Below are 23413 nucleotides of genomic sequence, written 5' to 3' on the forward strand. Positions count from 1 at the left end.
CGAGCCGCCACCCGGTGACCCGCCCATCCCCCCGGTTACGCCGTACGGCGCAGCATGCGCAGACCGAGCGGGTACAACGCCGCGCCGATGAACAGCGCGCCGCTCGCCTGCACGAGCATCGGACGGTCGGCGGTCAGGAAGGGCAGCGCCAGGCCGATCACGAGCAGCACCGGCTGCCACCACCAGGCCCGGCCGGCCTTGACCAGGCCGATCACCAGCGCGAGCAGCGCGGGGTGGAGCAGGAACGCGGGCAGCAGGAAGCCGAACGTGACGCCGGAATACCCGTACGCGAGTTCGGTGATCGCGGTGGCCTGCGCGTCCGGCAGCGACTGCGCCAGCGCGAGATCGTAGAAGTCGGCCATCAACAGGCCCGAGCCGTTGATCGCGCCGAGCGCGCCGAGCAGGCCGGCGATCGCGGCCAGGCGCGGCATCCGGTCGTGCAGGAGGTACGCGAGGGCCAGCATCACCGGCACGATGATGATCGCGTTCCAGTGCAGCAGGACCCCGCTGACCTGCACCTGGGTGGCGTGCGTACGGAAGATGGCGGGGGCGTGGTCGGACCCGGGCGGGCCGGTGACGAAGCCGGCGAAGTGCGTAACCGGCCAGGCGAGAAGGCCGACGGCGCCGATCCGTACCCAGAAGCGACGGGTGAAGGTCTCGGTGGCAGTGAGCGTTGTGGTCATGCCGCAGACCCAACCGGATCTTTGTCCCGGCTCGCCTGGGGCAGCGGCCGGGAAGAATGTCCCGGGGGCAGCCGACGCGAGAACTGATGGAAGGCGGTGCGCATCAAGTAAATGGTCAGTGCGCGGCCTTACGATCGGAGGATCCCTGACCGGAAGGAGATCCGGCGATGCTGACCAGCGTCAATCGAGAGACCGTCGACCTGTCGTCCTATCCCGACCTGGTGGTGGTCTATCTGGGAATGCGCGTCAACCGGCTGTACGGCCTGCGCACCCTGATGGCACGCGGCCCGCGGATCGACCCGTCGGACAAGCCGGAGGGGCTGCTCGCGCACGAGCCGCTCCTGTGGTCGTTGTTCCCCATGCACCTCGGCATCCGCCAGTACTGGCGGGACCTACCCACGCTGCTGGCCTGGGCCCGCTCCGAGCCGCACCGCCTGTGGTGGCGCGACTTCCTGCGCGACAGCGGCGGCACCGGGTTCTGGCACGAGACCTACCTGCTGCGCGGCGGCATGGAGGCGGTCTACGACGACATCCCGCAGCGCCGCGGCTTCGCAGCCTTCGCCCCGGTGCACCCGGCCCGTGGCGCGATGTTCGGCTCGGCCGCGCGGGTCGGCCGCCCGCAGGACGACGTCGCCCCGGTCGTCACCGAGGACGACCTCTACGCTCCCGGGACCGGGCATTAGATTCTGTCATCCTCGATGAAGACCCCCTTCGAACGGCGCCGGTTCCGGCCGAACCTGTCACGCCGGCAGAAGGCCGTCAACGCGCCACGCGAAGATCCGCGCCCGCGGCGAAACGGTGAGGAGCCGATGTGGGGCTCACCCGGTGGAGGGACACGACGGCCGCAGCGATAGGTGACGGCTGGAGTGGGCATCGTGTGCTGCTGGCCGTCGAACGCTGTTAACGGATCGTCGTGGCGCCTGGGAACTATTGGACTACGGCGACGGGGCATGAGGCGTGGTGGAGAACGGCGTGAGTTACTGACCCGAGGCGTCTGCCCGCAAGTTTTGCGTGTCCGCGGGCGCCGAGGACGACGAGTTGGGCGTTCGCGCCGGCCTGCAGGATGGCGTCGGCGGGGCGACCCGTGGTCGAGTGCTGGTGCGTCGTCACCGTCGGATACTTGCGGGACCAGTTCAGCACGGCGTCGGTCAGCAGTTGGGCCGGGGCGCTTTCTGTTGCCGTGTGGTGTTGAAGCAGCGACTCGGGGTTGCCGAGGTGTGACCGGTTTGCCGCATGCAGTACTCGCAGCTCGGTTCCGCGTAGCGCTGCCTCGTGGAAGGCGAAGCCGAGCACGGCGTCGTCGGCGGTGGATCCGTCCACGCCGACCAGGATGTCGCCGGTGGCTGGAGCGGTACCTCGGGTGATCAGCACGGGGCAGGTGGCGTGCGCGGCGACTTTGATCGCGACGGAGCCCAGTAGCAACTCGGGCAGGCCTCCACGGCCGCGGTGCCCCAGCACGAGGAGGTCGGCGTGGGCGGATTCGCGGATGAGGACAGCGGCGGGGTCACCGGCGAGGATCTCTGTGGTGATCGGGACCTGGGTGGCGCTTGCGCGGTCGGTGGCGTCGCGGATGGCTTGTTGCGGCTCGGACAGCAGGTCGGCGGCAACGTCACCGTCCGGGTCGTTGGTCGCCCAGGCGGGGTGGTCGGCCCAGCAGTCGCCGTAGACGATGCGGACCGTGCGTTCGCGTAGCGCGCCTTCGCGGATGGCCAGGTCCACGGCGGCGAGGCTGGGTTCGGATCCGTCGACGCCGACGAGGATGGGTGGGCCGGTCATGGAAGTCTCCTAGGCGGGTGTGGGTCGCTTGGCGGTGTGCACGCGGCGGTCGAGGCGGATCGCGGCGTAGCCGAGGCTTGCGACGGCGGTGACGATGAGCAGGTCGGTGATCGCCAGCGGTTGGGTGCCGAGCAGGGACTGCAGGGGTGGCAGGTAGATGCCGGCGAGTTGCAGGGCGAGTGCGGCGCCGACAGCGGCGAGCAGCATCGGGTTGGCGCGGGTGCCGGGCCGGGCCCGGGAGCCCAGCGCGACGGCGAGTTGGGTGACGCCGAGGGCGAGGAAGGTCAGGGTCTGCCACGGGCGGTCGGTGGCGTGCGCCCAGATGCCGACGCCGATGGTGACCGCGGCGATGACCGCGCCGACGCGCAGGATGCGTTGCCACAGCCCGGCGCCGAGGATCGTTTCGGACGGCGGCCGCGGTGGCCGGTCCATGACGTCGGCGTTGACGGGTTCGCTGCCCAGGGCGAGTCCTGGCAGGCCGTGGGTGATCAGGTTGATCCAGAGGATCTGCGCGGGCAGCAGCGGCAGTGCGAGGCCGGCGAACGGTCCGGCGAGCATGACGGCTATCTCCGCTGCGCCACCGGACAGGGCATAGAGCAGGAATCGGCGGATGTTGGCGTAGACCCGGCGGCCTTCCTCGGCGGCGGCGACGACGGTGCGAAGTTCGTCGTCGGCCAGTACCAGGTCGGCGGCCTGGCGGGCGACTTCGGTGCCGCGTTTGCCCATGGCGACGCCGATGTCGGCGCGGTGCAGGGCGGGCCCGTCGTTGACGCCGTCACCGGTCATCGCAACGACCTGCCCGGCAGCACGGAGCGCGTCGATGATGGCGACCTTCTGCTGCGGGGTGGCCCGGGCAAAGACACGTGCGCCCTGTCCGGCGCGGGGGCCGGGTTCGGCGGTACGGCAGTCGACCACATCGTCACCGGCACCGATGATGCCGAGTTCGACGGCGACCGCGCCGGCGGTGGCCGGATGGTCACCGGTGATCAGCACCGGGGTGATACCCGCGCGTTGGCACGCGGCGATGGTCGCGCCGGCCGACGGTCGGGGCGGGTCGAGGATCGCGACCAGACCGAGCAGGCTCAGGCCCTGCTCCGGGGCACCGGGATCGGTGGACGGTGCGTGGTCGGCTTGGGCCACCGCGAGGACCCGGTAGCCGGCGCCGGCGAGGCCGTCGGCACGGGCCGCTGCCCGGTCGATCAGCTCGGCGGGATCGGCAAGGACCGCCGGTTGCAGAACGGCTTCCGGTGCGCCCTTGCAGACAGTCCGGGTCCCGCCGTCGGGGAGCTGGTGGGTGGTCGACATGCGTTTGCGGACGCTGTCGAACGATTCCTCGCCGATGCGGGGCAGCTGGGTGTGGAGGGTCTCGCGGACGATGCCGAGTTTCGCGGCGGCGGTGAGCAGGGCGACCTCGGTGGGGTCACCGATCGGCAACCACTCAGGGTTGTCGCCGTCCGGCGGGTGCAGGGAGCCGTCGTTGCACAACACGGCCGCTCGGAGCAGCTGCGACAGGTCGGGCACGTCGCCGTCGACCACGACCGTGCCGTCGCGTCGGATGTCACCGTGTGGTGCGTAGCCGGACCCTTCGACGAGGGCCTCTCCGGTCGGGGTCCACAGCTGTCGCAGGACCATCCGGCCCTCGGTGAGGGTGCCGGTCTTGTCGGTGGCCAGGACGGTGACCGAGCCGAGCGTCTCGACCGCGGGCAGGCGCCGGATGACGGCGTTGCGGGCGGTCATACGGCGGGCGCCGAGCGCGAGGCTGAGCGTGACGACAGCCGGCAGGGACTCGGGGACGGCCGCGACGACCAGGGTGATCGCGGTGACGATCATCAGTTGCAGTGGCTGGCCTCGGAACACTCCGAGGGCCAGGACGACGGCGCACAGCACCAGGGCGGCGGCGGCGAGGAGCCGGCCCACCCCGGCCAGGCGGCGCTGCAGGGGAGTCATGGCGGGCGCGGTCGTCATCATCGCGGCGATGCGGCCCATGGCGCTGGCCGCGCCGGTGGCGGTGATGAGAGCCTGCCCGCGCCCGCGGACGACTACCGTTCCCGCGGACACGTCCGCCGTCGACCCGTCCGGGCCGGCGGCCTTGTCGACCGGCGCCGACTCACCCGTCAGTGCCGCTTCGTCGATCAGCAGAGCGCTGGCCTCGACGACGTGGCCGTCGGCGGGCACGATGTCGCCTTCGGCGAGAACAAGCAGATCACCGACGACCAGTTCCGCTGCGGGCACTTCTCGCTGCGCGCCGTCACGCACCACCCGGGCGGCAGGTGCGGTCAGCGCGGACAGTGCGGAGATCGCCCGTTCCGCTTTGACCTCCTGGATCACCCCGACCGTGGTGTTCACGACGATCACGAACAGGATGACCGACGCGTCGGTGAAGTCCGCGGTGGCCAGCGTGAAGCCGGCTGCGGCCAGCAGCACCAGCACGAGCGGATCACGCAGCTGCGACACGATACGGCGCCACAACGGCGGCGGCCGGCGGGCCGGCAGCACGTTGCCGCCGTCGCGGGCCAGCCGCTGCGCGGCGTCACCCGACGACAGGCCGCCCGCACCCGGCGCGGCGTGGCGCGTGTCGTCCCCTCCGGGTGGCCGGGTGACACCCGACGGATCCGCAGCGACCTGAAGGTTGGGTACGGTCATGTCGTTCCTGCCTCGCTGGATCGTGGTGAGAGCTCCGCATCCTCGCGTCAGAACCGTTCGATGACCTGCTCCGCGGGTAGCCGTGGGGTGTGCGGTGCGGCGGTGCCGGCCGGATCGCCCGTGGTGAGCCGCAGGACGAGGTGCGGGTGGCCGAGGCCGGAGAGCAGGTGTCGGATGCGTTCCCGGGTGATGGCGACTTCAATGGTGGCGCTGAGCGGCAGGACCGACAGGCCGAGCTCGGTGGCGGTGAGCCAGGCAGCCGACAGTGCCTCGCCGGCGCGGAGCCAGCCGGCCTCGTCGTCCTCGGGTCCGTAGAGGATCGCGAACGTCGCGGCGTTCTCGTGCGCTGCGGAGACGGGCAGGTCGCCGTGGTGGCCGAAGTCGCGGCCCGGCACGGTCGTCTGCGTGGCCCGGTCACCGATGGCGGCGTCCGGGATGCCGCTGCCCAAGGGCCGGGTGCCGCCGGTCCAGTAGTTGACCTCCGCCTGCCAGGCGGCGTCCGCATTGTCGGCGCGTTGTGCCTGGTCGGCGGCGCTGGCCAGCTCGAGGACCTGGTCGGGACGCAGGATGTGCAGGCCTGCGCCGGCGGATGCGGCGGCTTCGACGACCGCGTTCAGCTGCTCGGCGTCTGTCGGGGTGCTTGCGGTGGGCCGGCGGTCGGTGTGCCGCAGCCCGATGGTCTGCCGGTGGCGGCGCGCTTCGAAAGTGACCGGGATCCGGTGGTCGAGGCGTAGCCGCGCGAGGTGATGAGGGTGTTCGGGATCCGGCATGCGCTCGAGGATGGTGTGCCAGCCGTCGGCGGCGAGACTGACCAGGGCGTGGTGCAGTGCGGCCCCGCAGCTGAGGACGGCGAGCCGGGAGTCGGGGTCGGTGACCTCGGCCCTGCGGCTGTGAACCAGGTAGAGGCTGAGTTCGTTGCCGGTGAGACGCCAGCGCCAGGGTTGGGTGTTGTGGATCGACGGGGCGTGCCCGGCCGTGGTCGCGGCGGTCGACAATGCCCGGCCCTCGGCGCGGGTGTCAGCGGCCCGGATCGACGCTTCGGTGCTCATAGCGGGTTCCTTCCTGGTGTGCTGAAACGGGGGCCGGTCACGGCGTGTGCGGCCAGGTCCAGTCGCGGATCTCGGGCAGGTCCTCGCCGGTGCGTCGCACGTAGGCGCGGTGCTCGGCGCGTTTGTCGACCATCTGCTGGCGCAGGACGGCGGCGCGCCGGGCGAGGCCGGGTACCCGGTCGATGACGTCCATGACGAGATGGAAGCGGTCCATGTCGTTGACGACGAGCATGTCGAACGGCGTGGTCGTGGTGCCTTCCTCCTTGTAGCCGCGCACATGCAGGTTGTGGTGGTTGGTACGCCGGTAGGTCAGGCGGTGGATCAGCCACGGGTAGCCGTGGTAGGCCATGATGACCGGCCGGTCGGTGGTGAAGATGGCGTCGAATTCGGGGTCCGGCAGGCCGTGCGGGTGTTCGGAGACCGGCTGGAGACGCATCAGGTCGACGACGTTGACCACCCGCACCTTGAGGTCGGGCAGGTGCCGGCGCAGCAGGTCCGTCGCGGCGAGGACCTCCATGGTGGGTACGTCGCCGGCGGCGGTCAGGACGACGTCGGGGTTCCCGTCGTCGTTGCTCGCCCAGTCCCAGATGCCGAGGCCGCGGGCGCAGTGCAGGGTGGCTTCGTTCATGTCGAGCCAGGTCGGCGCGGGCTGTTTGCCTGCGACGATGACGTTGATGTAGTCGCGGCTGCGTAGGCAGTGGTCGGCGACCGAGAGCAGGGTGTTGGCGTCCGGCGGCAGGTAGACGCGGACGACTTCGGCTTTCTTGTTGACGACGTGGTCGATGAAGCCGGGGTCCTGGTGCGAGGTGCCGTTGTGGTCCTGCCGCCAGACGTGCGAGGTGAGCAGGTAGTTCAGCGATGGGACGGGTTTGCGCCAGCCGAGGTGCCGGGTGGTCTTGAGCCATTTGGCGTGCTGGTTGAACATCGAGTCGACGATGTGGATGAACGCCTCGTAGCAGGAGAACAGCCCGTGCCGGCCGGTCAGCAGGTATCCCTCGAGCCAGCCCTGGCAGGTGGTCTCGGACAGAATCTCCATGACCCGGCCGTGCCGGTCGAGGTGCTGATCCACGTCGTCGATGCGGGCCTGCCAGGCCTTGCCGCTGGTGTCGAGGACCGCGCCGAGCCGGTTCGACTCGGTCTCATCCGGCCCGACCAGCCGGAAGTTGCGGTAAGTGGCATTGGCGGTCATCACGTCGCGCAGCCAGCCGCCGAGCACCCGGGTGGCCTCTACGGTCTCGCCCGCCTTGACCGCGTGATCGCGAAAGTCGGGCAGCTCCAGGTCACGGGGGTAGCGACCGCCGTTGGTGTGCGGATTCGCCGACATCCGCAGGTCACCGCGCGGCAGCCAGTCGGTGACCCACGAATGTGGTGCACCGTCGGCATCGAACAGCTCATCGGGCCGGTAGGAAGTCATCCAGGCGTGCAGGGCTTCCAGATGCGCGGCGTCGTCACGAGCCGCGGTCAGCGGCACCTGGTGGGCGCGCCAGGTGCCCTCCACCGGCAGACCGTCGACGACCTTCGGCCCGGTCCATCCCTTCGGGGTACGCAGCACGATCATCGGCCACCGCGGACGGCCGGTGACCCCGTCCTCGCGGGCGGCCCGCTGGATCTCAGCAATCTCGTCGAACACCGCGTCCAGGGTCGCGGCGAGCAGCTGGTGGACCGTGTCCGGGTCGTCGCCGGCGACCAGGTACGGCTTGTGGCCGTACCCCTCGAGAAGCGCACTGAGTTCGGCGTCGCCGATGCGCGCCAGCACCGTCGGGTTGGCGATCTTGTAGCCGTTGAGGTGGAGGATCGGCAGGACCGCGCCGTCACCCACCGGGTCGAGGAACTTGTTCGAATGCCACGACGCGGCCAGCGGGCCGGTCTCGGCCTCCCCGTCACCGATCACGCACGCGACGACAAGATCGGGGTTGTCCAGGGCCGCACCATAGGCGTGCGACAGCGAGTAGCCCAGTTCCCCGCCCTCGTGAATCGACCCCGGCGTCTCCGGGGCGACGTGCGACGGGATGCCGCCGGGGAACGAGAACTGGGTGAACAAGCGCCGCATGCCGGTGAAGTCCTGCGAGATGCGCGGGTAGACCTCGGAGTAGGTGCCTTCCAGCCAGGTGTTGGCGACCAGTCCGGGACCGCCGTGGCCCGGCCCGGTCACGTAGATGACCTCCCGGCCGCGGGCCGCGACGATCCGCGACAGGTGGGCATAGAGCAGGTTCAAGCCGGGAGTGGTTCCCCAGTGCCCGAGCAGGCGTGGCTTGACCTGGTCCGGGTGCAGCGGCTCGCGCAGCAGCGGGTTGCCCATCAGATAGATCTGCCCGACCGACAGATAATTCGCGGCCCGCCAGTACGCGTCGATTCGGTGCAAATCATCGACGTTCAGCGGCTCACCCGCCGCCACATGCAGAGTGCCGGTGTCGTCCACGGGGGTCGTTCGGGTCGCGGTCATCGGACGATCGGCGTCATCGGTGTGCCGTTGACCGGCGGCGTCGTTGCAGGTGTGGTGGTGCTGGCCGCGGCGTTCTCGCGGGCGAGGAACGAGCCGAGTTCACCGATGGTGCTCATCAACGGGGCCGGGAACACGACGGTGCTGTTCTTGTCGACGCCCAGCTCGACCAGGGTTTGCAGGTTGCGCAGCTGCAACGCGAGCGGGTGCGCCATCATGATGTCCGCGGCCGCGCCGAGCGCGTCGGCGGCCAACGCCTCACCCTCGGCGGCGATGATCTTCGCGCGCTTCTCCCGCTCGGCCTCCGCCTGCCTGGCCATGGCCCGCTTCATGCTCTCCGGCAGCTGGATGTCCTTGAGCTCGACCAGCGTGACCTCGACACCCCACTCCTCGGTGGCGACATCCAGGATCGTCTTGATGTCGATGTTGATCCGGTCGGTCTCGGACAGCGTTTCGTCAAGGGTGTGCTGGCCGACCACCTTGCGCAGAGTGGTCTGGGCGATCTGGTTGATCGCCGCGCCGACGTTCTCGATCGCGACGACCGACTTCTCGGCATCGACGATCCGGTAGTAGGCGACGGCGGACACGTCGACGCTCACGTTGTCGCGGGTGATGATGCCCTGCGACTGGATCGGCATGGTCACGATCCGCAGGCTCACCCGGTTCAGCACGTCGACGAACGGGATGATCACGGTGAGGCCGGCCTTGCGGACGGCGATGACCTTGCCGAGCCGGAACAGGACACCCTGCTCGTACTGTTTGACGACCTTCACGGCGAGAAACGCCAGAGCAAGAAGCACCAGGATGATGAGAGCGATCCACAGGGACCACATGAGGAATCCTGACTTCGGCCGCAGCCGGATATTCGTGCCCGAGAACAGTCTGTATGCGAAACGCACCTGATCGCTGCGGTGGGCGAAGAAACGCCGAGACACACACAACAGCCAACTACCAGGCCACCGGGGTCCCGGGCGACACCTCAACCCTACGCCTGCCCACCGCGCCCGGCCGGGCGCCCGTCAGCCGGCTCGAAGAAATGCGCGTACGGTCATGGTGTCGCCTGGGCCCCCGGTGGCCGTTGAGCCCGTCGCTGCCGACATCGGGTTGACGCGCCTCAACCGGCCCGGCGGCTGCGCAGGAGCACGGCTGCCACCCTGAGTAGGTGGCACCGTCCTCCGAGTCATCCGTTGGTGCGCTGGACGCGCTGCGGAACATGTGTCACGAACACTTGAAGGAATGTGAGCGCGATGGTCAACATCGCCAACGATCACGAAACCTCACCCGTCACCACCACCGAACGGCGAGAGCAGGGCCCGAGGCGCCACGTCGGCACCGAACCCGCCTGGGAGAACGCGTTCCCGGTCACCGGCAGGACGGCTACCGCGACGCGGTACCTGCTGGCCGGCATCCGGATCGCGCTGGGCTGGGTGTTCCTGTGGGCGTTCCTCGACAAACTGTTCGGCCTCGGCCGCAGCACCCCCGCCGCGAACGCGTAGCTGGACGGCGGCAGTCCCACCGCCGGGTTCCTCGGCAAGGCCGCCACCGGCCCGTTCTCGGGCATCTACAACTCCATCGCCGGGAACGCCTTCGTCGACCTGCTGTTCATGGCGGCCCTGCTCGGCATCGGCGTGGCCCTGCTTCTGGGCATCGGCATGCGCATCGCCGCCGCAGCCGGGGCACTGCTGACCGTCCTGATGTGGACCGCGGTGCTGCCGCCGGCCACCAACCCGTTCATGGACGACCATCTCGTCTACGCCGCCGTGCTGGTCCTGCTCGCCCTGCTGGGCGCCGGAACCACGTGGGGCCTCGGCCGTCGATGGGCGGCGACCCCGCTCGTGCGACGCAACACCTGGCTGACGTAGAAGCGCACGGCGTGCGCGATCCGCCTGCCCGGATCGCGCACGCCGTCGGGGCCCCTTGAGGTCGGCGATGAGCACCGTAGCGGGAGCCGCAGAGCCGTGGGCGCGGAGGGATCCGGGTCGGTCAGCCAGCACTGTGTCCAGCACGCCACCTGCCCACCGTCGTCATCCCGAAATAGGCCCGACGGCCGACTGCCGCACAGAATCGAGGAATCCGTGACTGCGATCCGCGTTCGGTTCGCCCGGTGGCTGTATCAGCACGGCCGTCCCAATCGGCTGGCCCGCATCCTGAACCGGATATCAGCCCTCCAGTTCCGTAGTGGGAAGCTGGCGCCGCGCAACTGGGTGACGCTGGAGGTTCCCGGACGCCGCACCGGCAAGCCGGTGACCTTCCCCCTCGTCGTGGCGGACCACGAGGGCGAGCGCTATCTCGTGTCCATGCTGGGAGCCGCCTCGAACTGGGTGGCCAACGTGCGAGCCGCCGGCGGCCACGCCGTCATCCATCACGGGACCCGCGAGAACGTCCTGCTCACGGACGTCGACGCCGGTGCGCGTGCCCCGATTCTGCGCCGCTATCTCGCTGTCGCTCCCGGCGCCCGGCCACACATGGCCGTCGACCCGCGAGCGCCGCTGCCGGACTTCGATCAGATCGCCGTCCAATATCCGGTCTTCCGCGTCACCCACGATTCGTCGCAACACCCGGACGCCTCAGCCACCGTTGTCGCCGGGGCAACGCTGATGACCGCGCTGCTGGCTGCCGTGACCTGCTACCTCTACCGGCCGCTGATCATGCGGTGCCCGGCACGCTCAGGCGCGCCCGGTCCGGGCACCGGCCCACCCGCCCACCTGGAGGCGAGCACCGTATGACGCACCTGACGGACACTGCAACCATCCATCACCATGACCGTCGCGTAGAACCCGTTGCCCTCGATCGCGTCACTGTCGTGCCGATACGCCACGGGCGGCGAACCGTCGGCGCGTACGTGATGACGCCGCAAGGAGTCCGCTTCCAGCCCGCCACCGATGTCACCCGCATCGTGGTGACCGCCGTGACCACCGTGGCGCTCACCGTGGTCACGATTGCCATCGCTGTCGCGGTACGGCGGCCTCCCGCGATCCGGTCGGTCACGATGGGCCCCGGCGGCTGGGTCAGCCTCAAAGGGACGGCCTTGCCGCCGATGCGCGACTCTGTCGCGCCGTCCCGGCCATGGTGGGCCCGGTCGCTGCGGGCACGCCGGCTCGTCGTCGAGCGTTGACGATGTCACGGCCGGGGCACACCGGGGACACACCGGTGCTTGCGGGCTCTTCCCCATCCTCCTGCGCCGACGTGACGCTGTACTGGCTGCCGCTCGGCGCCGGCGGTCATTGCATCCGCCTCAACGGACGCATCTTCGAAGCCCTCCAAGCACGTCACGAGCACCGGCCGATCCGCGACCTCTACCACTCCGCACTGCAGGTACGCCGGGGCGCTGACCGATTCGTCATCGAGATGACCCCCGTAGTGGGCGGCGGACCCGCCGATCGCGGCGTCGTCCGCGAAGGCCCGGTCGGTTCCCGGCTCCTCGGACGTTCACCGCTGTTCCGGTACGAGATCAGGCGGTGGCGCGACGGCACCATCCTGGACGTGGCCGGAGCCGTCGCCGGTCCGTGCATCGTCAGCGCGGACGCCACCCGGGCACGTGAGGTGTTACGCCTGGTGGCGCTCGTCCCGGCGCTCGTCTGGGGCCGCGACGAAAGCCGTGCCGGCGAGATGTGGAACTCCAACTCACTGACCGCCTGGCTCCTCGCCGGCAGCGGCCATCGGATGGAAACCATCGGCCCACCCGCCCACGGCCGCGCTCCCGGATGGCAGGCCGGGCTGACCGTAGCCGCCCGGAGCAGCGATTCCGGCCGACACCACACGATGACACACGGGAGGTCGGCCCGGCGTGTCGGAAATCCGTCGGGATGAGGGAGCGGAACTGCTGGCGGTGGGGGTTATGGTTTGGCGTTGCGAGCGGAGGGGGAGCGGTTGAGCACGACAGCGGCCGGCCTGTCCGCGCAGCTGGCCGAGGCTCGGCAGTTCGCCGTCGACGCCGGGCGGGGCGACCTGGCGGAGCGGCTCGAGCGGGCTTCGGCGGCGCTCGCCGAGCGCAGCGACTCCGTCGTTGCCGTGGTCGGCGAGTTCAAGCAGGGCAAGAGCAGCCTCGTCAACGCCCTGCTGCACACCGACCTGTGCCCGGTCGACGCCGATGTGGTCACCGCGCTGCCGACGATTCTGCGGTTCGCCCGTCCGCCCGCGGCGTTCCTGATCTCGGACGGCGACCGGCGTGAGCCGATCGAGTTCGCCGAGCTGCCCAAGCACATCACCGGCAGTGACGCCGATCCGGCGCCCCGGGCGGTCGAGGCCGGCATCGACCGGCGGCTGCTCGGCGCGGGGCTGGCCGTCGTCGACACGCCGGGGGTGGGCGGGCTCGACTCGGCGCAGGGCAACCTCACCCTGGCCACGCTCACCACGGCGGGGGCGGCGCTGTTCGTCACCGACGCGGCGCAGGAGCTCACGGCCCCCGAGGTCGACTTCCTCCGCCGTACGCGGGAACGTTGCCCCCGCACCTTTCTCGTGCTCACCAAGACCGACCTGCACGTCGAGTGGCGTCGCATCGCGTCGATCAACGAGGCCCACCTCAAACGGGCCGGCCTCGACGTGCCGATCATCGGAGTGTCGTCGTTCCTGCGGGTGCGCGCCCACGCCCGCGACGACACCGCCCTCAACGAGGAATCCGGCTTCCCGCGCCTGGTCGAGCTGCTGCGTCGCGAGATCGTCGACGCCGACCGGAGCGAACGCATCGACAGCGCCCGCGCCGAGCTCGGCTTCGTCGTCGCGCAGCTCCGTGACCGCCTCGACGCCGAGGAGTCCGCGGCCGACCCGCGCCGCGCCGAGCGCTACGCCGAGCGGGCCCGGCGCAGCGCCCAGCTGGTGACCGGCACCTGGCAGACCGTGCTGGGCGACGGCATTCAGGACCTCGCGGCCGACGTCGACCACGACCTGCGCGAACGCCTCCGGCTGATCATCATCCGGGGCGAGCAGCTGCTGGCCGAGTCGGATCCGCGCAACACCTGGCAGGACTTCCAGGCCTGGGCCGCCCGCGAGGCCAGCCGGGCCGCGGCCGACAACCTGATGCTGCTGGTCGCCCGGGCCGAGCAGCTCGCGCGGGACGTCGCCGACCGTTTCGGGATGGAGGCGCACGACCTCAGCGCGACCCTGCCCGCCGTCGGCCCCGCGGTGCACAAGGCCCGCGACCTCGAGCTCGACTTCCAGAAGTCCACCATGCAGCAGTTCCTCGGCGCGTTCACGGCGGCCCGGGTCGCGTACGGCGGCTTCTTCGTGCTGGGCGGCGTCGGAGCGCTCGTCGGTGTCGCCTGGGCGGCGCCGCTGGGCCTGCTGGCCGGGGTCGCCTTCGGCCGCCGCCTGGTCAAGGCCGAGAAGGAACGGCAGGTGCAGCAGCGCCGCCATCAGGCCGGGCAGGAACTCCGCCGGTACGTCGACGAGGTCGGCTTCCACGTGGGCCGCGACAGCCGGGAGTCCGTCCGCCGCACCCAGCGGCACCTGCGCGACGAGTTCGCCACCCGGGCCCGCGAGCTGAGCCGTTCCGCCGCCGCGGCCGAGGCCGCCGTACGCGAGTCCGTGTCGCTGACCGGCGAGCAGCGCCGCACCCGGGCCGCCACCGTGGCCGAGCAGCGCCGCCGCCTCGAGAGGCTGGCCCCGTGAGCCTGCTCGACGACACCCGGACCCTGCTCGACCGGGCCGTGGCCGAGACCCGTGATCCCCGTCTGGCCCGGGCCCGCGGCCGCCTCGACGAGCCGCTGCGGGTGGCCATCGCGGGCAAGCTCAAGGCCGGCAAGTCCACGTTGCTCAACGCGCTGATCGGCGAGGAGCTGGCGCCGACCGACGCGGGGGAGTGCACCCGGGTCGTCACCTGGTACGCGGACGGGCCCACGTACGCCGTCACCTCGTACCTGACCGACGGCAACGCCGAGGCGCGCCCGTTCACGCGGCGCGACGGCGCCGTCCGGATCGACCTGGGCCGCCCGTCCTTCCAGGTCGAGCGGCTGGAGGTGCGGGTGCCGAGCGCGCGCCTGCGCCGCCACACCCTGATCGACACGCCCGGCATCGAGTCGCTGTCGGCGGACGTCTCCGCCCGCACGACAGCGTTCCTCGAGGCCGAGGGCGAGCACGCCACCCAGACCGACGCGGTGATCTACCTGCTGCGGCACCTGCACAGCGGCGACGTCCGCTTCCTGGAGGCGTTCCACGGCGACGACGGCGCGGGCACGCCGGTCAACGCGATCGGCGTGCTGTCGCGGGCCGACGAGATCGGCGGCTGCCGGCTCGACGCGATGACCGCCGCCGAGCGGGTCGCCGACCGCTACGCCACCGACGAACGGCTGCGGAAGCTGTGCCCGGTCGTCGTGCCGGTGGCGGGCCTGCTCGGGGCGGCCGGGGCGACCCTGCGCGAGGGCGAGTTCCGGGTGCTGGCCCAGGTGGCGGAGCTACCCATGGACGACATCGTCGAGCTGCTGCTGACCGCCGACCGGTTCGCCGCGACCGGCGACGAGCGGCGGCGGCTCGTCACGAGGCTGGGGCTGTTCGGCGTACGGCTGGGAACGCGGTTGATCCGCGAGGGCCACGTGACCGACGCGGCCGGGCTGGCCGCGGCCCTCACCGAGAACAGCGGCATCACCCGGCTGCGGGAGGTGCTGCGGACACACATCGAGGGCCGGGCCGAGGTGCTCAAGGCTCGCAGCGCCCTGGCCGCCCTCGACGACTGCCTGCCGCCCGGCTCACCGCTGGTGGCGGAGGCCGAGCGGATCCGCGCCGGGGCGCACGAGTTCGTCGAGCTGCGCCTGCTGCACCAGCTGCGGTCGGGCCGCCTGCCGGTGGCCGACGACCGCCGGGCCGAGCTCGACCGCCTGCTCGGCGGGGCCGGCAGCGCCCCGTCCGAGCGACTCGGTGTTCCCGCCGACGACGTGGTGGACGCGGCCCGGACGGCCCAGGCCCGCTGGCAGCGCCTGGCCGAGCACCCGCTCTCGGCTCGGGACTTCAAGGCCGCGGCCCGCGCCGCGGCCCGCACCTGCGAAGGCATTCTGGCCGGTCAGAACCAGCAGGGGTGACCCTCCCGCTCGCCGGGCTTCGTCAGCAGCGTCTGGCTGGTGCCGTCGGTCTTCATGACCACGACCGTGGGCTCCTCGTAGGTCCCGCGCACGAAGGCGATCCACTTGCCGTCCGGCGAGAACGTCGGGTCCATCTCCCGCTCGGGCGAGTCGGTGAGCCGGCGCGGCGGCGTGCTGCTGTCCTTGGCGATGATGTAGATGTCGGAGTCGTTCTTGCCGATCTGCTTGGTGTAGACGATCCAGTGGTCGTTCGGGTCGAGGGCCGGGTCGACGGCCGGCCCCATGCTCGCATCGGTGATGCGCCGCTCGACCTTGCGGGTCACGTGCATCGCGTACAGCAGCCGGGCGCCGTCACGCTCCTGCCAGTAGACGATCGCGTCGTTGTTGGAGGTCCAGACCGGGTCGTCCTTGGGGTCGTCCGAGGTGGTGAGCTGCTGGGGCTCGCCGCCCGCGGCCGGGACGGTGAAGAACTGGTTGACCTGGCCGACCTTCTTCACGAAGACGATCTGCTGGTCGTCACCCGACCAGGAGGCCCGCCCGTTGGTCGCGCCGGACGCCAGCTTGCGGCGGTTGCTGCCGTCCGCGTCCATGATCATGATGTCGCTGGTCGAGCCGGGGTTGAGGTGCGTGAGCACGACCTGCTTCCGGTCGTGCGACCAGCGCGGCAGCGTGTCGCCGTCGACGGTCCCGGCCAGCTGCTCGCGGGCCGTGCCGAGGCCCGGCTTGAAGAACGAGACGGTCGAGACGCGGTCGGTCTGCGAGACGGGCCCGGTGTCGACCCGGACGAGCAGCCGCGCATCGGTGGCCAGGCCGGGGATGGGGGTCCCGACCGGCGCCGACGAGGAGGCCGGCACGGAGGGGGGCGTCGAGCCCTGCGCCTTCTCGGCGCCTTCGCCCGCGCCCCAGTTGAGCGCCACGAGGGTACCGGCGGTGGCGGCGATGAGCACCGCGCCGGCTGCGCCCGCGATCGCGAGGCGGCGGTTCTTCCGGCGGGGGTGGGGCGGCTCGGGGTCTGTCGGCTTGCTGATTTCGTACGGGCGTAGGCGATCAGCCGGAGGCGGGGTTCCCGGTCCGGGGTCATACGGCCCTCCGACACCCGGTCCGTACGGGCGTGGTCGCTCAGCCGTAGGCGGTGTCCCCACTTGGGGTTCGTACGGGCGCTGGTCAGTCGCTGTCGGCGGCGTTCCCACCTCAGGGCTGGTCGGGAACGTGGCCGTTGGCGCCAGCGGTGGAGTCGGCGTCGAACCCGGAACGGACGCGGCCCCGCGGCTGAACGCGACCGGACTGCGCTGGTCGCCCTCCACCGCCTGCGTCGGCATGGCCTGAGTCGGCGTCGGGTGTACACCAGCTGCCGCGACCGCCGGCGCTGAACCCTGAACGTGCGGCGCGACCGATCCCGCCTCGAAGCTCCGCGACACCGGCTGGTTGTCCGGTTGCCACCCCGGCTCGACGTTCTGCTGGGCGGTTCGGGGCATCGCCCCCGTGGCCGACATCGGCGAGCCAGCCGGCGACTCCGCGTGGTCGGCCCACGGGTCCTGTGCCTCCGGGTGCTCGGGTGCGGCGAGCGGCGCCCCCGTGGCCACGGCCGCGCCCAGAGCGATGCTGTGCTCAGGATGCGGGTCGGCCACGACCGGCCGCCCGAACTCCTCGGACAGCATCTGCGCCACCAGCGGGATCCGCGACGACCCACCGGCCAGCAGCACCGCGCTGACCTGCCCCGCGTCGACCCCGGCCCCGCGCAGAGCCCGCCGCGTGGCCGCGATCGTGTCCTCCAGGGCGGGCGAGATCATCGACTCCAGCTCGGACCGGTTGAGCCGCACGCGCGTGTGCAGCCCCGGAAGCGCGACGGGAATCGAGGTCTCGGTGTCGAAGGACAGCGCCTCCTTGGCCTCCACGCAGTCGCGCCGCAGCCGGGCCAGCGCCTCGGTCACCGCGTCGTCGTCCGGGTCGAGCCCCTGCGCCCCGCTGCCGAGCGCCCCCACGACGTGCGCGAACACAGCCTCGTCGAAGTCGGCCCCACCCAGTTGCTCGACGCCTTCGGGCTCACCCACCAGCGAGAACCCGTCCGCATCGCGCCGCAGCAACGCCACATCGAACGTCCCGCCACCCAGGTCGTACACCAGGACGGTCTCACCCAGCGCGATCCGCCGAGCCGTCGCGTGCTGCAGCGCCGCCGCCTCCGGCTCGGTGATCAGCTTGACCGCGCCCGCGTCGGCCAGCCGCACGGCCTGCGAGAACTGCTCACGCTTGTACGGCCCCCAGTTGGCCGGATGCGTCAGCGTCAGAGAAGCCGGAGCCCCGTCCCGCAGCCGGGTGACTTCATCCAGCACATGCCGCAACAGCTTGGCCGTCAGAGCATGAGCCGAGAACGGCGTCCCACCCACCAGAATGGGAACCGGATCCCCGATACGCCGCTTGAACTCCCGGGCCAGCCGCCCCGGCTCCGCCAGCCCTCGCCGTTCAGCAGCCTCCCCCAGAAGCAGCCCACCGTCATCCTTGACAAACACCAACGACGGAATCTCGGCCCGCCGCCCACCCAGCCGAACAACCTCGACCCGCCCCGCGTCATCACGCAAAGCCGCCGCTGTCTGAGTAGTGCCCAGGTCGATGCCGAGCCCGTAGGTCCCCTTCACGCCGTAGATAGTCCCAGACCCGCACCATCCGCGACGCTGCCCGAATGGGTAAGTGAACCGTGCCCAAGGCCGGATGTCCGACAGAAAGGATCTTCGGTCAGTCGGCAAGCTCAGCGGCAAGCTGATGTGCCCGAGCGATCGCTTGGATCGGTCAGGTCCCTGCGCGCAGGACCGCAGCCTCGACCGCTGCGATGAAGCTGCGCTCGGCGGGGAGGTCGCGCAGTTCGGCGGTGTGGCCGATGAAGACCTGCGGCATGCGACTCCGTTCGGGGGATCAAGGATCCCGCACCCGGTCGCCGCCCGGAAGTCCGTGTCGAAGATCTGTCCCTCGGGCGGGTGGCCGGTCCATCATCTCCGGAGAGGCAGTCCCGTCCGCGAAGCATGTCTGACCTGGGGAGTTCACCTTGCCGAAACCTCCGTTCGCGCACTGCGAGTTAGGTTCCAGTCATTCTCGACAACGTTGATCCCTTCATCGGCACCGCGGCGACGGATCTGCCTCCCGCCCGCGGTCTGGCCGGCACGTGGTGGTTCCCGAAGCCGCAGGTGGGCAACACCCACCCCGGGGCCACCGCGCCCTTCGGCATGGTGTCGGCCTGCGCCTACTCGGGCGCCTATCCGACCGGGTACGGGCTCTACACCAAGAACACCGAGGGTGTTCCCGAGACGATGTTCGAGCGGGTGCAGGCGTCCGGCTTCACCCACTTCCAGCAGTCCGGCACCGGCGCCATCCGTAAGTACTACAACTATGTGCGGGTCACCCCGATGGTGCAGCCGCTCGACGAGCTCGGGCAGTCGTGGCCGTTGCACGACGAGGAGGCGTCGCCGGGCTATTACGCGGCCACGCTGGGCACCGGCATTCGCAGTGAGATCACGGTGGGCGAAAAGGTCGCCGTGCACCGTTACACGTTTCCGGCGCACAGCAGCGCCCGCGTGGTCATCGACCTGTCGTGCGGGGGGCTGGCCACGGAGCTGGGCCGGACCGTTCCGCTGCGGGCCCAGATCGAAAGCATGGGGCACGGGCGCGCGCAGGGCACCGTCGTCATGGAAGGGGTGCCGCTCTCGGTGTACGCCGAGGTCGACAGCCCGGGGTGGCGGCAGATGCTGTGGTACGACCGGCGCCTGATCGACGGGGGCACCCGGCTCGACTTCGACAGCATCCGGCCCACCAACCTGCGCCCGTTCGGGCTGCTCTTCATGGGCTCGGCCCGCGCCGGGCAGACGATCGAGGTGCGGCTGGGTTTCTCGCTGCGCGGCAACGATCAGGCGCGGGCGAACCTCGAGCGGGAGTGCGGCTCGGATCGGCCGGCGTTCACCGCCGTACGCGCGAAGACCCGGGCCACATGGCGGGAGCATCTCGGCAAGGTGCAGGTCGAAGGGGGCACACCGGCCCGGCGTACGGTGCTGTCGACCGCGCTGTACCACGCGCTCATCAAGCCCTGCTTCGCCGACGACGAGAGCCCGTTCTGGCCCGACTCCGGCCCGTACGCGTTCGACGTCTGCACCATGTGGGACATCTACAAGACGCAGATCCCGCTGTTGTCCGCGCTCGTGCCCGACCGGGCGGCCGACCTGCTGGAATCGCTGATCCGGGTGTGCGAGGAGGAGGGCAATTTCCCGATCGGCTACCGGATGGCCCGGGGCGCCGACCGGTTCTTCCGGCAGGCGAGCGCGCTCGCCCACACCGCCCTGGCCGACGCGCACGCCCTGGGCACCTCGCGCATCGACTGGGCCTGGGCTCTCGTGCACATGGTCGACGACCTGCGCCGCATGTACGGCGAGGACTTCTACGAGCACGGCGTCGTGCACCCGATCACGCATACTCTCGACCTGGCGATCGGCTACCACTGCACGGCCCGGGTGGCCCGCGCGCTCAACGACCACCGGCTCGCCGCTGATCTCGAGGAGCGCAGCAAGGGCTGGGTCAACGCCTTCGACCCGGACAGCGGTCTGCTCCGGAACTCCGAGTTCTACGAGGGCGGCAAGTGGAACTACTCGTTCCGGCTGCTGCACGACATGCGCGCGCGCATCGAGCTGGCCGGCGGCGACGCCCGGTTCATCAAGAAGCTCGACCGGTTCTTCGGCTTCGGCGCCGAGATGGTCAAGCAGCCGGGCCGGCGGCCGCCCGCGGCCGAGATGGCGGCCGGCTACGCGCTCAAGCGTTTCGAGGGCCTGAACAACGAGCCGGACATGGAAGCCCCGTGGGCGTACCACTACGCGGGCCGGCCCGACCGCACCGCCGAGATCGTGCACTCCGCGCTGACCTGGCAGTTCGGCACCGGGCCGGGAGGGCTGCCGGGCAACGACGATTCGGGCGGGCTCAGCTCCTGGTACGTCTGGGCGTCGCTCGGCCTGTTCCCGGTGGCCGGCCAGCACCTGTTCCTGATCAACACGCCCGCCTTCGCCGGCGCCACCATCCAGGTGCCCGAGGGCGAGTTCCACATCGAGACGAGCGGCCACCGCGAGACCCCGATCGGCGTCGACGGCCTCGACCACGAGCCGCCGCCCCTGTACGTGCAGGAAGCGACCCTGAACGGCAAACCCCTGCCCGCGACCCACCTGAGCGCCGCCGATGTGCACCGCGGCGGCCGGTTGCACCTGCGGCTGGGTCCGGAGCCGTCGAGCTGGGGGAGTGGGAACCGCCCGCCTTCCCTGTCCGATCCGCTGGAGGACACGCGTTGAACGAACCCGACCGTCGTCTCGTCATCGTGGTCCGCGCGGACCCGGTGATCTGCGGCCATTCCGGCGAGGCCCGCAACCTCGCCGAGGTCGCGCTCACCCGGGGCTTCACGGACGTCCGCCTGCTCACCTGGCCCATCCCGGTGCTGCAGGCGGCCGGTCTGCCGCTCAAGCCGCTCGACCGGCTGCTGCCCTACAGCGAGGGCATCACGGTCGAACGCCCGGAGGCGGTGGGCGACTACCGCGTGCCCGACGGCCGCCACATGGCCGGCCTGACCGGGCGCCTGGTCGAGCTGCTGGCCGAGCCGATACCGACAGTCTGCCTGTCGATGTATCTCGTCCCGCACCAGACCGTGGTGGTGGACGCGGTCACCGCGGCCCGGGCGGCCGGCCTCGACCCGCAGGTGCACACCATCGCCAAGGCGGTCGGCTCGGATGTCACCAACGTCATCCGCCAGTGCCTGCGGGAGGGCCGCTTCGGCGCGGCGACGGTCCTGTTCACCACGTTCCTGGCCAACGACGAGGTGGTGGCGGTCTCGGAGTACACCAAGGACGAGATCATCTCGTCGGCGCTCGAGGTGGATGCCGCGTGCGGCACGACGTTCGCCGAGCAGTGCCGCGAGCGGGTGACGGTCAGCTACCCGCCGATCGACTCGTCGGCCTACCTGGACCTCGACCCCGAGGCGGTCGACGCCGCCCTGGCCAAGCGTGGTCTCGAGCGCGACGGCTACATCCTGTTCCTGTCCCGGGTCGCCCGGGCCAAGGGGATCTACGACCTGGTCATCGCGTACGGCCAGATGCGCAGCCGCGACACCGTGAAGCTGGTGGTGGCCGGCAACGGCCCGGCGCTCGAACACGTCCAGGCGATGTCGAAGGAGGACGACCGCATCATCTTCCTCACGGACGTCGACGACGAGGAGAAGCCCCTGCTCATGCGGGGCTGCGCGGCCTACGCCCTGCCCACCAAGCCCGAACCCGACTTCGTCGAGACCTTCGGCATAGCCCTGGCCGAGAAGATGCTCGCCGGCGGCGGACCGGTCGTCACGACGCTCACGGGCGGCACCGGCGAGGCCGTCGGCGACACCGCGATCATCGTCGAGCCCGGCGACATCAACGCCCTGGCCGAGGCCCTGGACCACGCCGTGCTCGAGATGCCCGCGTACGAGAAAGAGGAGATGGCCGGCCGCGCCTTGAAGAGGGCCATGACCTTCGATCGCGGTGCGGTGTTCGACGATCTCCTGCCCGGCTGAGCAGTCGCGCATCCACTACTGTGCTTCGCGTGCATGTGAAACCCGCTGATGACGAGGCGCCCCACCGGCGCCTCGTCGTCGATTTCGGAGCCTGGCTGGGTCAACCGCACATTGCGCTGGAAAGCTATTTTCGCCAGGCATTGGTTGTTCTCGATGCCAATGTGTTGCTCGACCTCTACCGAATGACCCCTGGCTCGCGCAATCAGGTTCTGGCGGCATTGAACGTGGTGGCCGGGAGGTTGTGGGTTCCGTACCAGGCGGCTCTCGAGTTCAGCCGGAACCGTAGGCGTGTCGTAGTCGATCGAGTGTCCTCCTTCAAGCATTCTCGTCAGTTGTTGCGTGCCGCGAGCGTCGACGCGCTGGAGGCGTTGGAGTCGGCCCTCACTCAGCTGGTCATGTTCCGGGAGCGAAACAACACAACGCGGTCATGGGCCCGGGGAGATCACGGTCTCGATCAGAAGAGTCTGGCGGCCCGCCTGGCGGGTGTCATGGATCCTGCGCTTGCCGAGCTGGACGCCTTGGAGGCAGAGCATGATCTGCATCCGCACGACCTGCAGCGGTCCGAAGCGCTCCTGATGGAAATCGATTCGCTTTTGACCGGACGTATCGGACCGCACTACCAGGCTGACGAGCTGCGAAGACTCGTCGAAGAAGCCCAGCATTTCCGGTATCCGAACCAGATTCCGCCCGGTTATCTGGATGCGGGTAAAGAGAACCCGCTGCGGGCGGCGGGTGACTATCTGCTCTGGCGGCAGACTCTCGACCGTGCCGCGCGGCTTCCGGATACCGCGCGGCAGATCCTGCTCATCACGAGTGACATGAAAGCCGACTGGTGGCAACTCGACGGCAAGGGCCGGCCGCAGGGACCGAGACCCGAACTTGTCCAGGAGATGCGTGACGCGGCTTCGGCCGATCTCCTTCTGATGTCGCTGAAGGACTTCGTGGCGGGCGCCGGTGTTCACCTCGACGCCAGTGTCTCGAAAGAGACGCTGGACCAGCTGGCGGGGGCGGAGAAGGCGGAAGAGGTCGACATCCCAGAGGTGGACGACGACTTGGCTGTCCTCACGGCGCGAGAGCGAGAGGTGCTGGCCGGGGTTGCCGAGGGTCTCACGAACAGGGAGATCGGAGAAAAGCTCTTCATCTCCGAGCGGACGGTAGGAGTGCACGTGGGCCACATCTTCGACAAATTGCAGGTACGGACGCGGGTGCAGGCCAGTCGTGTCTTCCTGACGAGCGCCTAGCGAGCAACGGTG

General features: G+C 70.4%; 15 protein-coding genes and 4 pseudogenes. 12 read left to right on the top strand and 7 right to left on the bottom strand.

All coding sequences use genetic code 11. From position 1 onward, the window contains the following. Nucleotides 1-35: 35 nt before the first annotated feature. Complete coding sequence (locus KXC43_RS17690; RefSeq protein WP_221377169.1) at nt 36-683, bottom strand: hypothetical protein; 648 nt, start codon at nt 681-683, stop codon at nt 36-38. 167 nt (nt 684-850) lie between these two features. Here KXC43_RS17690 and KXC43_RS17695 point away from each other — a divergent pair, with 167 nt between their 5' ends. Together KXC43_RS17695 and KXC43_RS17700 are read left to right on the top strand one after the other, a co-directional pair. Continuing rightward, on the top strand, nt 851-1366 hold the full coding sequence (locus KXC43_RS17695; protein ID WP_221377170.1) for a monooxygenase family protein: 516 nt from the start codon (nt 851-853) through the stop codon (nt 1364-1366). A gap of 12 nt (nt 1367-1378) precedes the next feature. Further along, a pseudogene (locus KXC43_RS17700) lies at nt 1379-1478 on the top strand (IS5/IS1182 family transposase); the annotation flags it as partial. A 132-nt stretch (nt 1479-1610) separates the two neighbouring features. Here the strand turns inward: KXC43_RS17700 and KXC43_RS17705 are convergent. Genes KXC43_RS17705 through KXC43_RS17725 form a run of 5 tightly spaced genes read right to left on the bottom strand, consistent with a single transcriptional unit; the run spans nt 1611 to nt 9424 of the window. Beyond that, entirely contained in the window at nt 1611-2459 is an 849-nt protein-coding gene (locus tag KXC43_RS17705) for a universal stress protein (RefSeq protein ID WP_221377171.1), read from the bottom strand. 9 nt (nt 2460-2468) lie between these two features. Continuing rightward, nucleotides 2469-5102, bottom strand: coding sequence for a cation-translocating P-type ATPase (locus KXC43_RS17710; protein ID WP_221377172.1), 2634 nt, complete (start codon nt 5100-5102; stop codon nt 2469-2471). 47 nt (nt 5103-5149) lie between these two features. Next, a complete protein-coding gene (locus tag KXC43_RS17715) occupies nt 5150-6151 on the bottom strand; it encodes an Acg family FMN-binding oxidoreductase (RefSeq protein WP_221377173.1) in 1002 nt (333 codons plus the stop codon). A 37-nt stretch (nt 6152-6188) separates the two neighbouring features. Next, the gene (locus KXC43_RS17720) at nt 6189-8594 is read right to left on the bottom strand and encodes a phosphoketolase family protein (RefSeq protein WP_221377174.1); all 2406 of its coding nucleotides are present in this window, start codon (nt 8592-8594) and stop codon (nt 6189-6191) included. After that, nucleotides 8591-9424 (bottom strand): slipin family protein, encoded by an 834-nt coding sequence (locus KXC43_RS17725; RefSeq protein ID WP_221377175.1) that lies wholly within the window; start codon nt 9422-9424, stop codon nt 8591-8593. The genes KXC43_RS17720 and KXC43_RS17725 overlap by 4 nt, the downstream gene beginning before the upstream one ends. Nucleotides 9425-9838: 414 nt before the next feature. Here KXC43_RS17725 and KXC43_RS17730 point away from each other — a divergent pair. The 6 genes and pseudogenes from KXC43_RS17730 (at nt 9839) to KXC43_RS17755 (ending at nt 15601) form a co-directional block, all read left to right on the top strand. Next, nucleotides 9839-10453, top strand: a pseudogene (locus KXC43_RS17730) (hypothetical protein). Between the two features lie 213 nt (nt 10454-10666). Continuing rightward, nucleotides 10667-11317, top strand: coding sequence for a nitroreductase/quinone reductase family protein (locus tag KXC43_RS17735; protein WP_308129131.1), 651 nt, complete (start codon nt 10667-10669; stop codon nt 11315-11317). Nucleotides 11318-11394: 77 nt separating this feature from the next. Beyond that, complete coding sequence (locus KXC43_RS17740; RefSeq protein ID WP_221377176.1) at nt 11395-11706, top strand: hypothetical protein; 312 nt, start codon at nt 11395-11397, stop codon at nt 11704-11706. Between the two features lie 71 nt (nt 11707-11777). Next, complete coding sequence (locus tag KXC43_RS17745; protein ID WP_221377177.1) at nt 11778-12401, top strand: hypothetical protein; 624 nt, start codon at nt 11778-11780, stop codon at nt 12399-12401. 39 nt (nt 12402-12440) lie between these two features. Beyond that, complete coding sequence (locus KXC43_RS17750; protein ID WP_221377178.1) at nt 12441-14198, top strand: dynamin family protein; 1758 nt, start codon at nt 12441-12443, stop codon at nt 14196-14198. Next, nucleotides 14195-15601: a dynamin family protein gene (locus KXC43_RS17755; RefSeq protein ID WP_221377179.1), complete on the top strand. Its 1407-nt coding sequence runs from the start codon at nt 14195-14197 to the stop codon at nt 15599-15601. Before KXC43_RS17750 ends, KXC43_RS17755 begins: the two co-directional genes overlap by 4 nt. Here the strand turns inward: KXC43_RS17755 and KXC43_RS17760 are convergent. Beyond that, entirely contained in the window at nt 15583-18234 is a 2652-nt protein-coding gene (locus tag KXC43_RS17760) for an Hsp70 family protein (RefSeq protein WP_221377180.1), read from the bottom strand. The two genes, KXC43_RS17755 and KXC43_RS17760, sit on opposite strands and share 19 nt — an antisense overlap. A gap of 471 nt (nt 18235-18705) precedes the next feature. Between KXC43_RS17760 and KXC43_RS52740 the strand changes: the two genes are divergently transcribed. The 4 genes and pseudogenes from KXC43_RS52740 to KXC43_RS50945 all read left to right on the top strand — a co-directional run. Further along, complete coding sequence (locus KXC43_RS52740) at nt 18706-20913, top strand: glycoside hydrolase domain-containing protein (protein ID WP_308129136.1); 2208 nt, start codon at nt 18706-18708, stop codon at nt 20911-20913. Then, a complete protein-coding gene (locus KXC43_RS17770) occupies nt 20910-22160 on the top strand; it encodes a glycosyltransferase (RefSeq protein ID WP_221377182.1) in 1251 nt (416 codons plus the stop codon). The genes KXC43_RS52740 and KXC43_RS17770 overlap by 4 nt, the downstream gene beginning before the upstream one ends. A gap of 35 nt (nt 22161-22195) precedes the next feature. Then, nucleotides 22196-23029, top strand: a pseudogene (locus tag KXC43_RS50940) (PIN-like domain-containing protein); the annotation flags it as partial. 180 nt (nt 23030-23209) lie between these two features. Beyond that, nucleotides 23210-23401 (top strand): annotated as a pseudogene (locus tag KXC43_RS50945) (response regulator transcription factor); the annotation flags it as partial. Between the last annotated feature and the right edge of the window lie 12 nt (nt 23402-23413).

Source organism: Paractinoplanes polyasparticus (assembly GCF_019710575.1).
GTDB lineage: Bacteria > Actinomycetota > Actinomycetes > Mycobacteriales > Micromonosporaceae > Actinoplanes > Actinoplanes polyasparticus.

What these genes read in the sequence shown, in the direction of transcription:
- KXC43_RS17710 (WP_221377172.1), bottom strand. Translation starts at nt 5,102, where the DNA reads ATGACCGTACCCAACCTTCAGGTCGCTGCGGATCCGTCGGGTGTCACC.
- KXC43_RS17695 (WP_221377170.1), top strand. Translation starts at nt 851, where the DNA reads ATGCTGACCAGCGTCAATCGAGAGACCGTCGACCTGTCGTCCTATCCC.
- KXC43_RS17725 (WP_221377175.1), bottom strand. Translation starts at nt 9,424, where the DNA reads ATGTGGTCCCTGTGGATCGCTCTCATCATCCTGGTGCTTCTTGCTCTG.
- KXC43_RS17720 (WP_221377174.1), bottom strand. Translation starts at nt 8,594, where the DNA reads ATGACCGCGACCCGAACGACCCCCGTGGACGACACCGGCACTCTGCAT.
- KXC43_RS17705 (WP_221377171.1), bottom strand. Translation starts at nt 2,459, where the DNA reads ATGACCGGCCCACCCATCCTCGTCGGCGTCGACGGATCCGAACCCAGC.
- KXC43_RS17690 (WP_221377169.1), bottom strand. Translation starts at nt 683, where the DNA reads ATGACCACAACGCTCACTGCCACCGAGACCTTCACCCGTCGCTTCTGG.
- KXC43_RS17715 (WP_221377173.1), bottom strand. Translation starts at nt 6,151, where the DNA reads ATGAGCACCGAAGCGTCGATCCGGGCCGCTGACACCCGCGCCGAGGGC.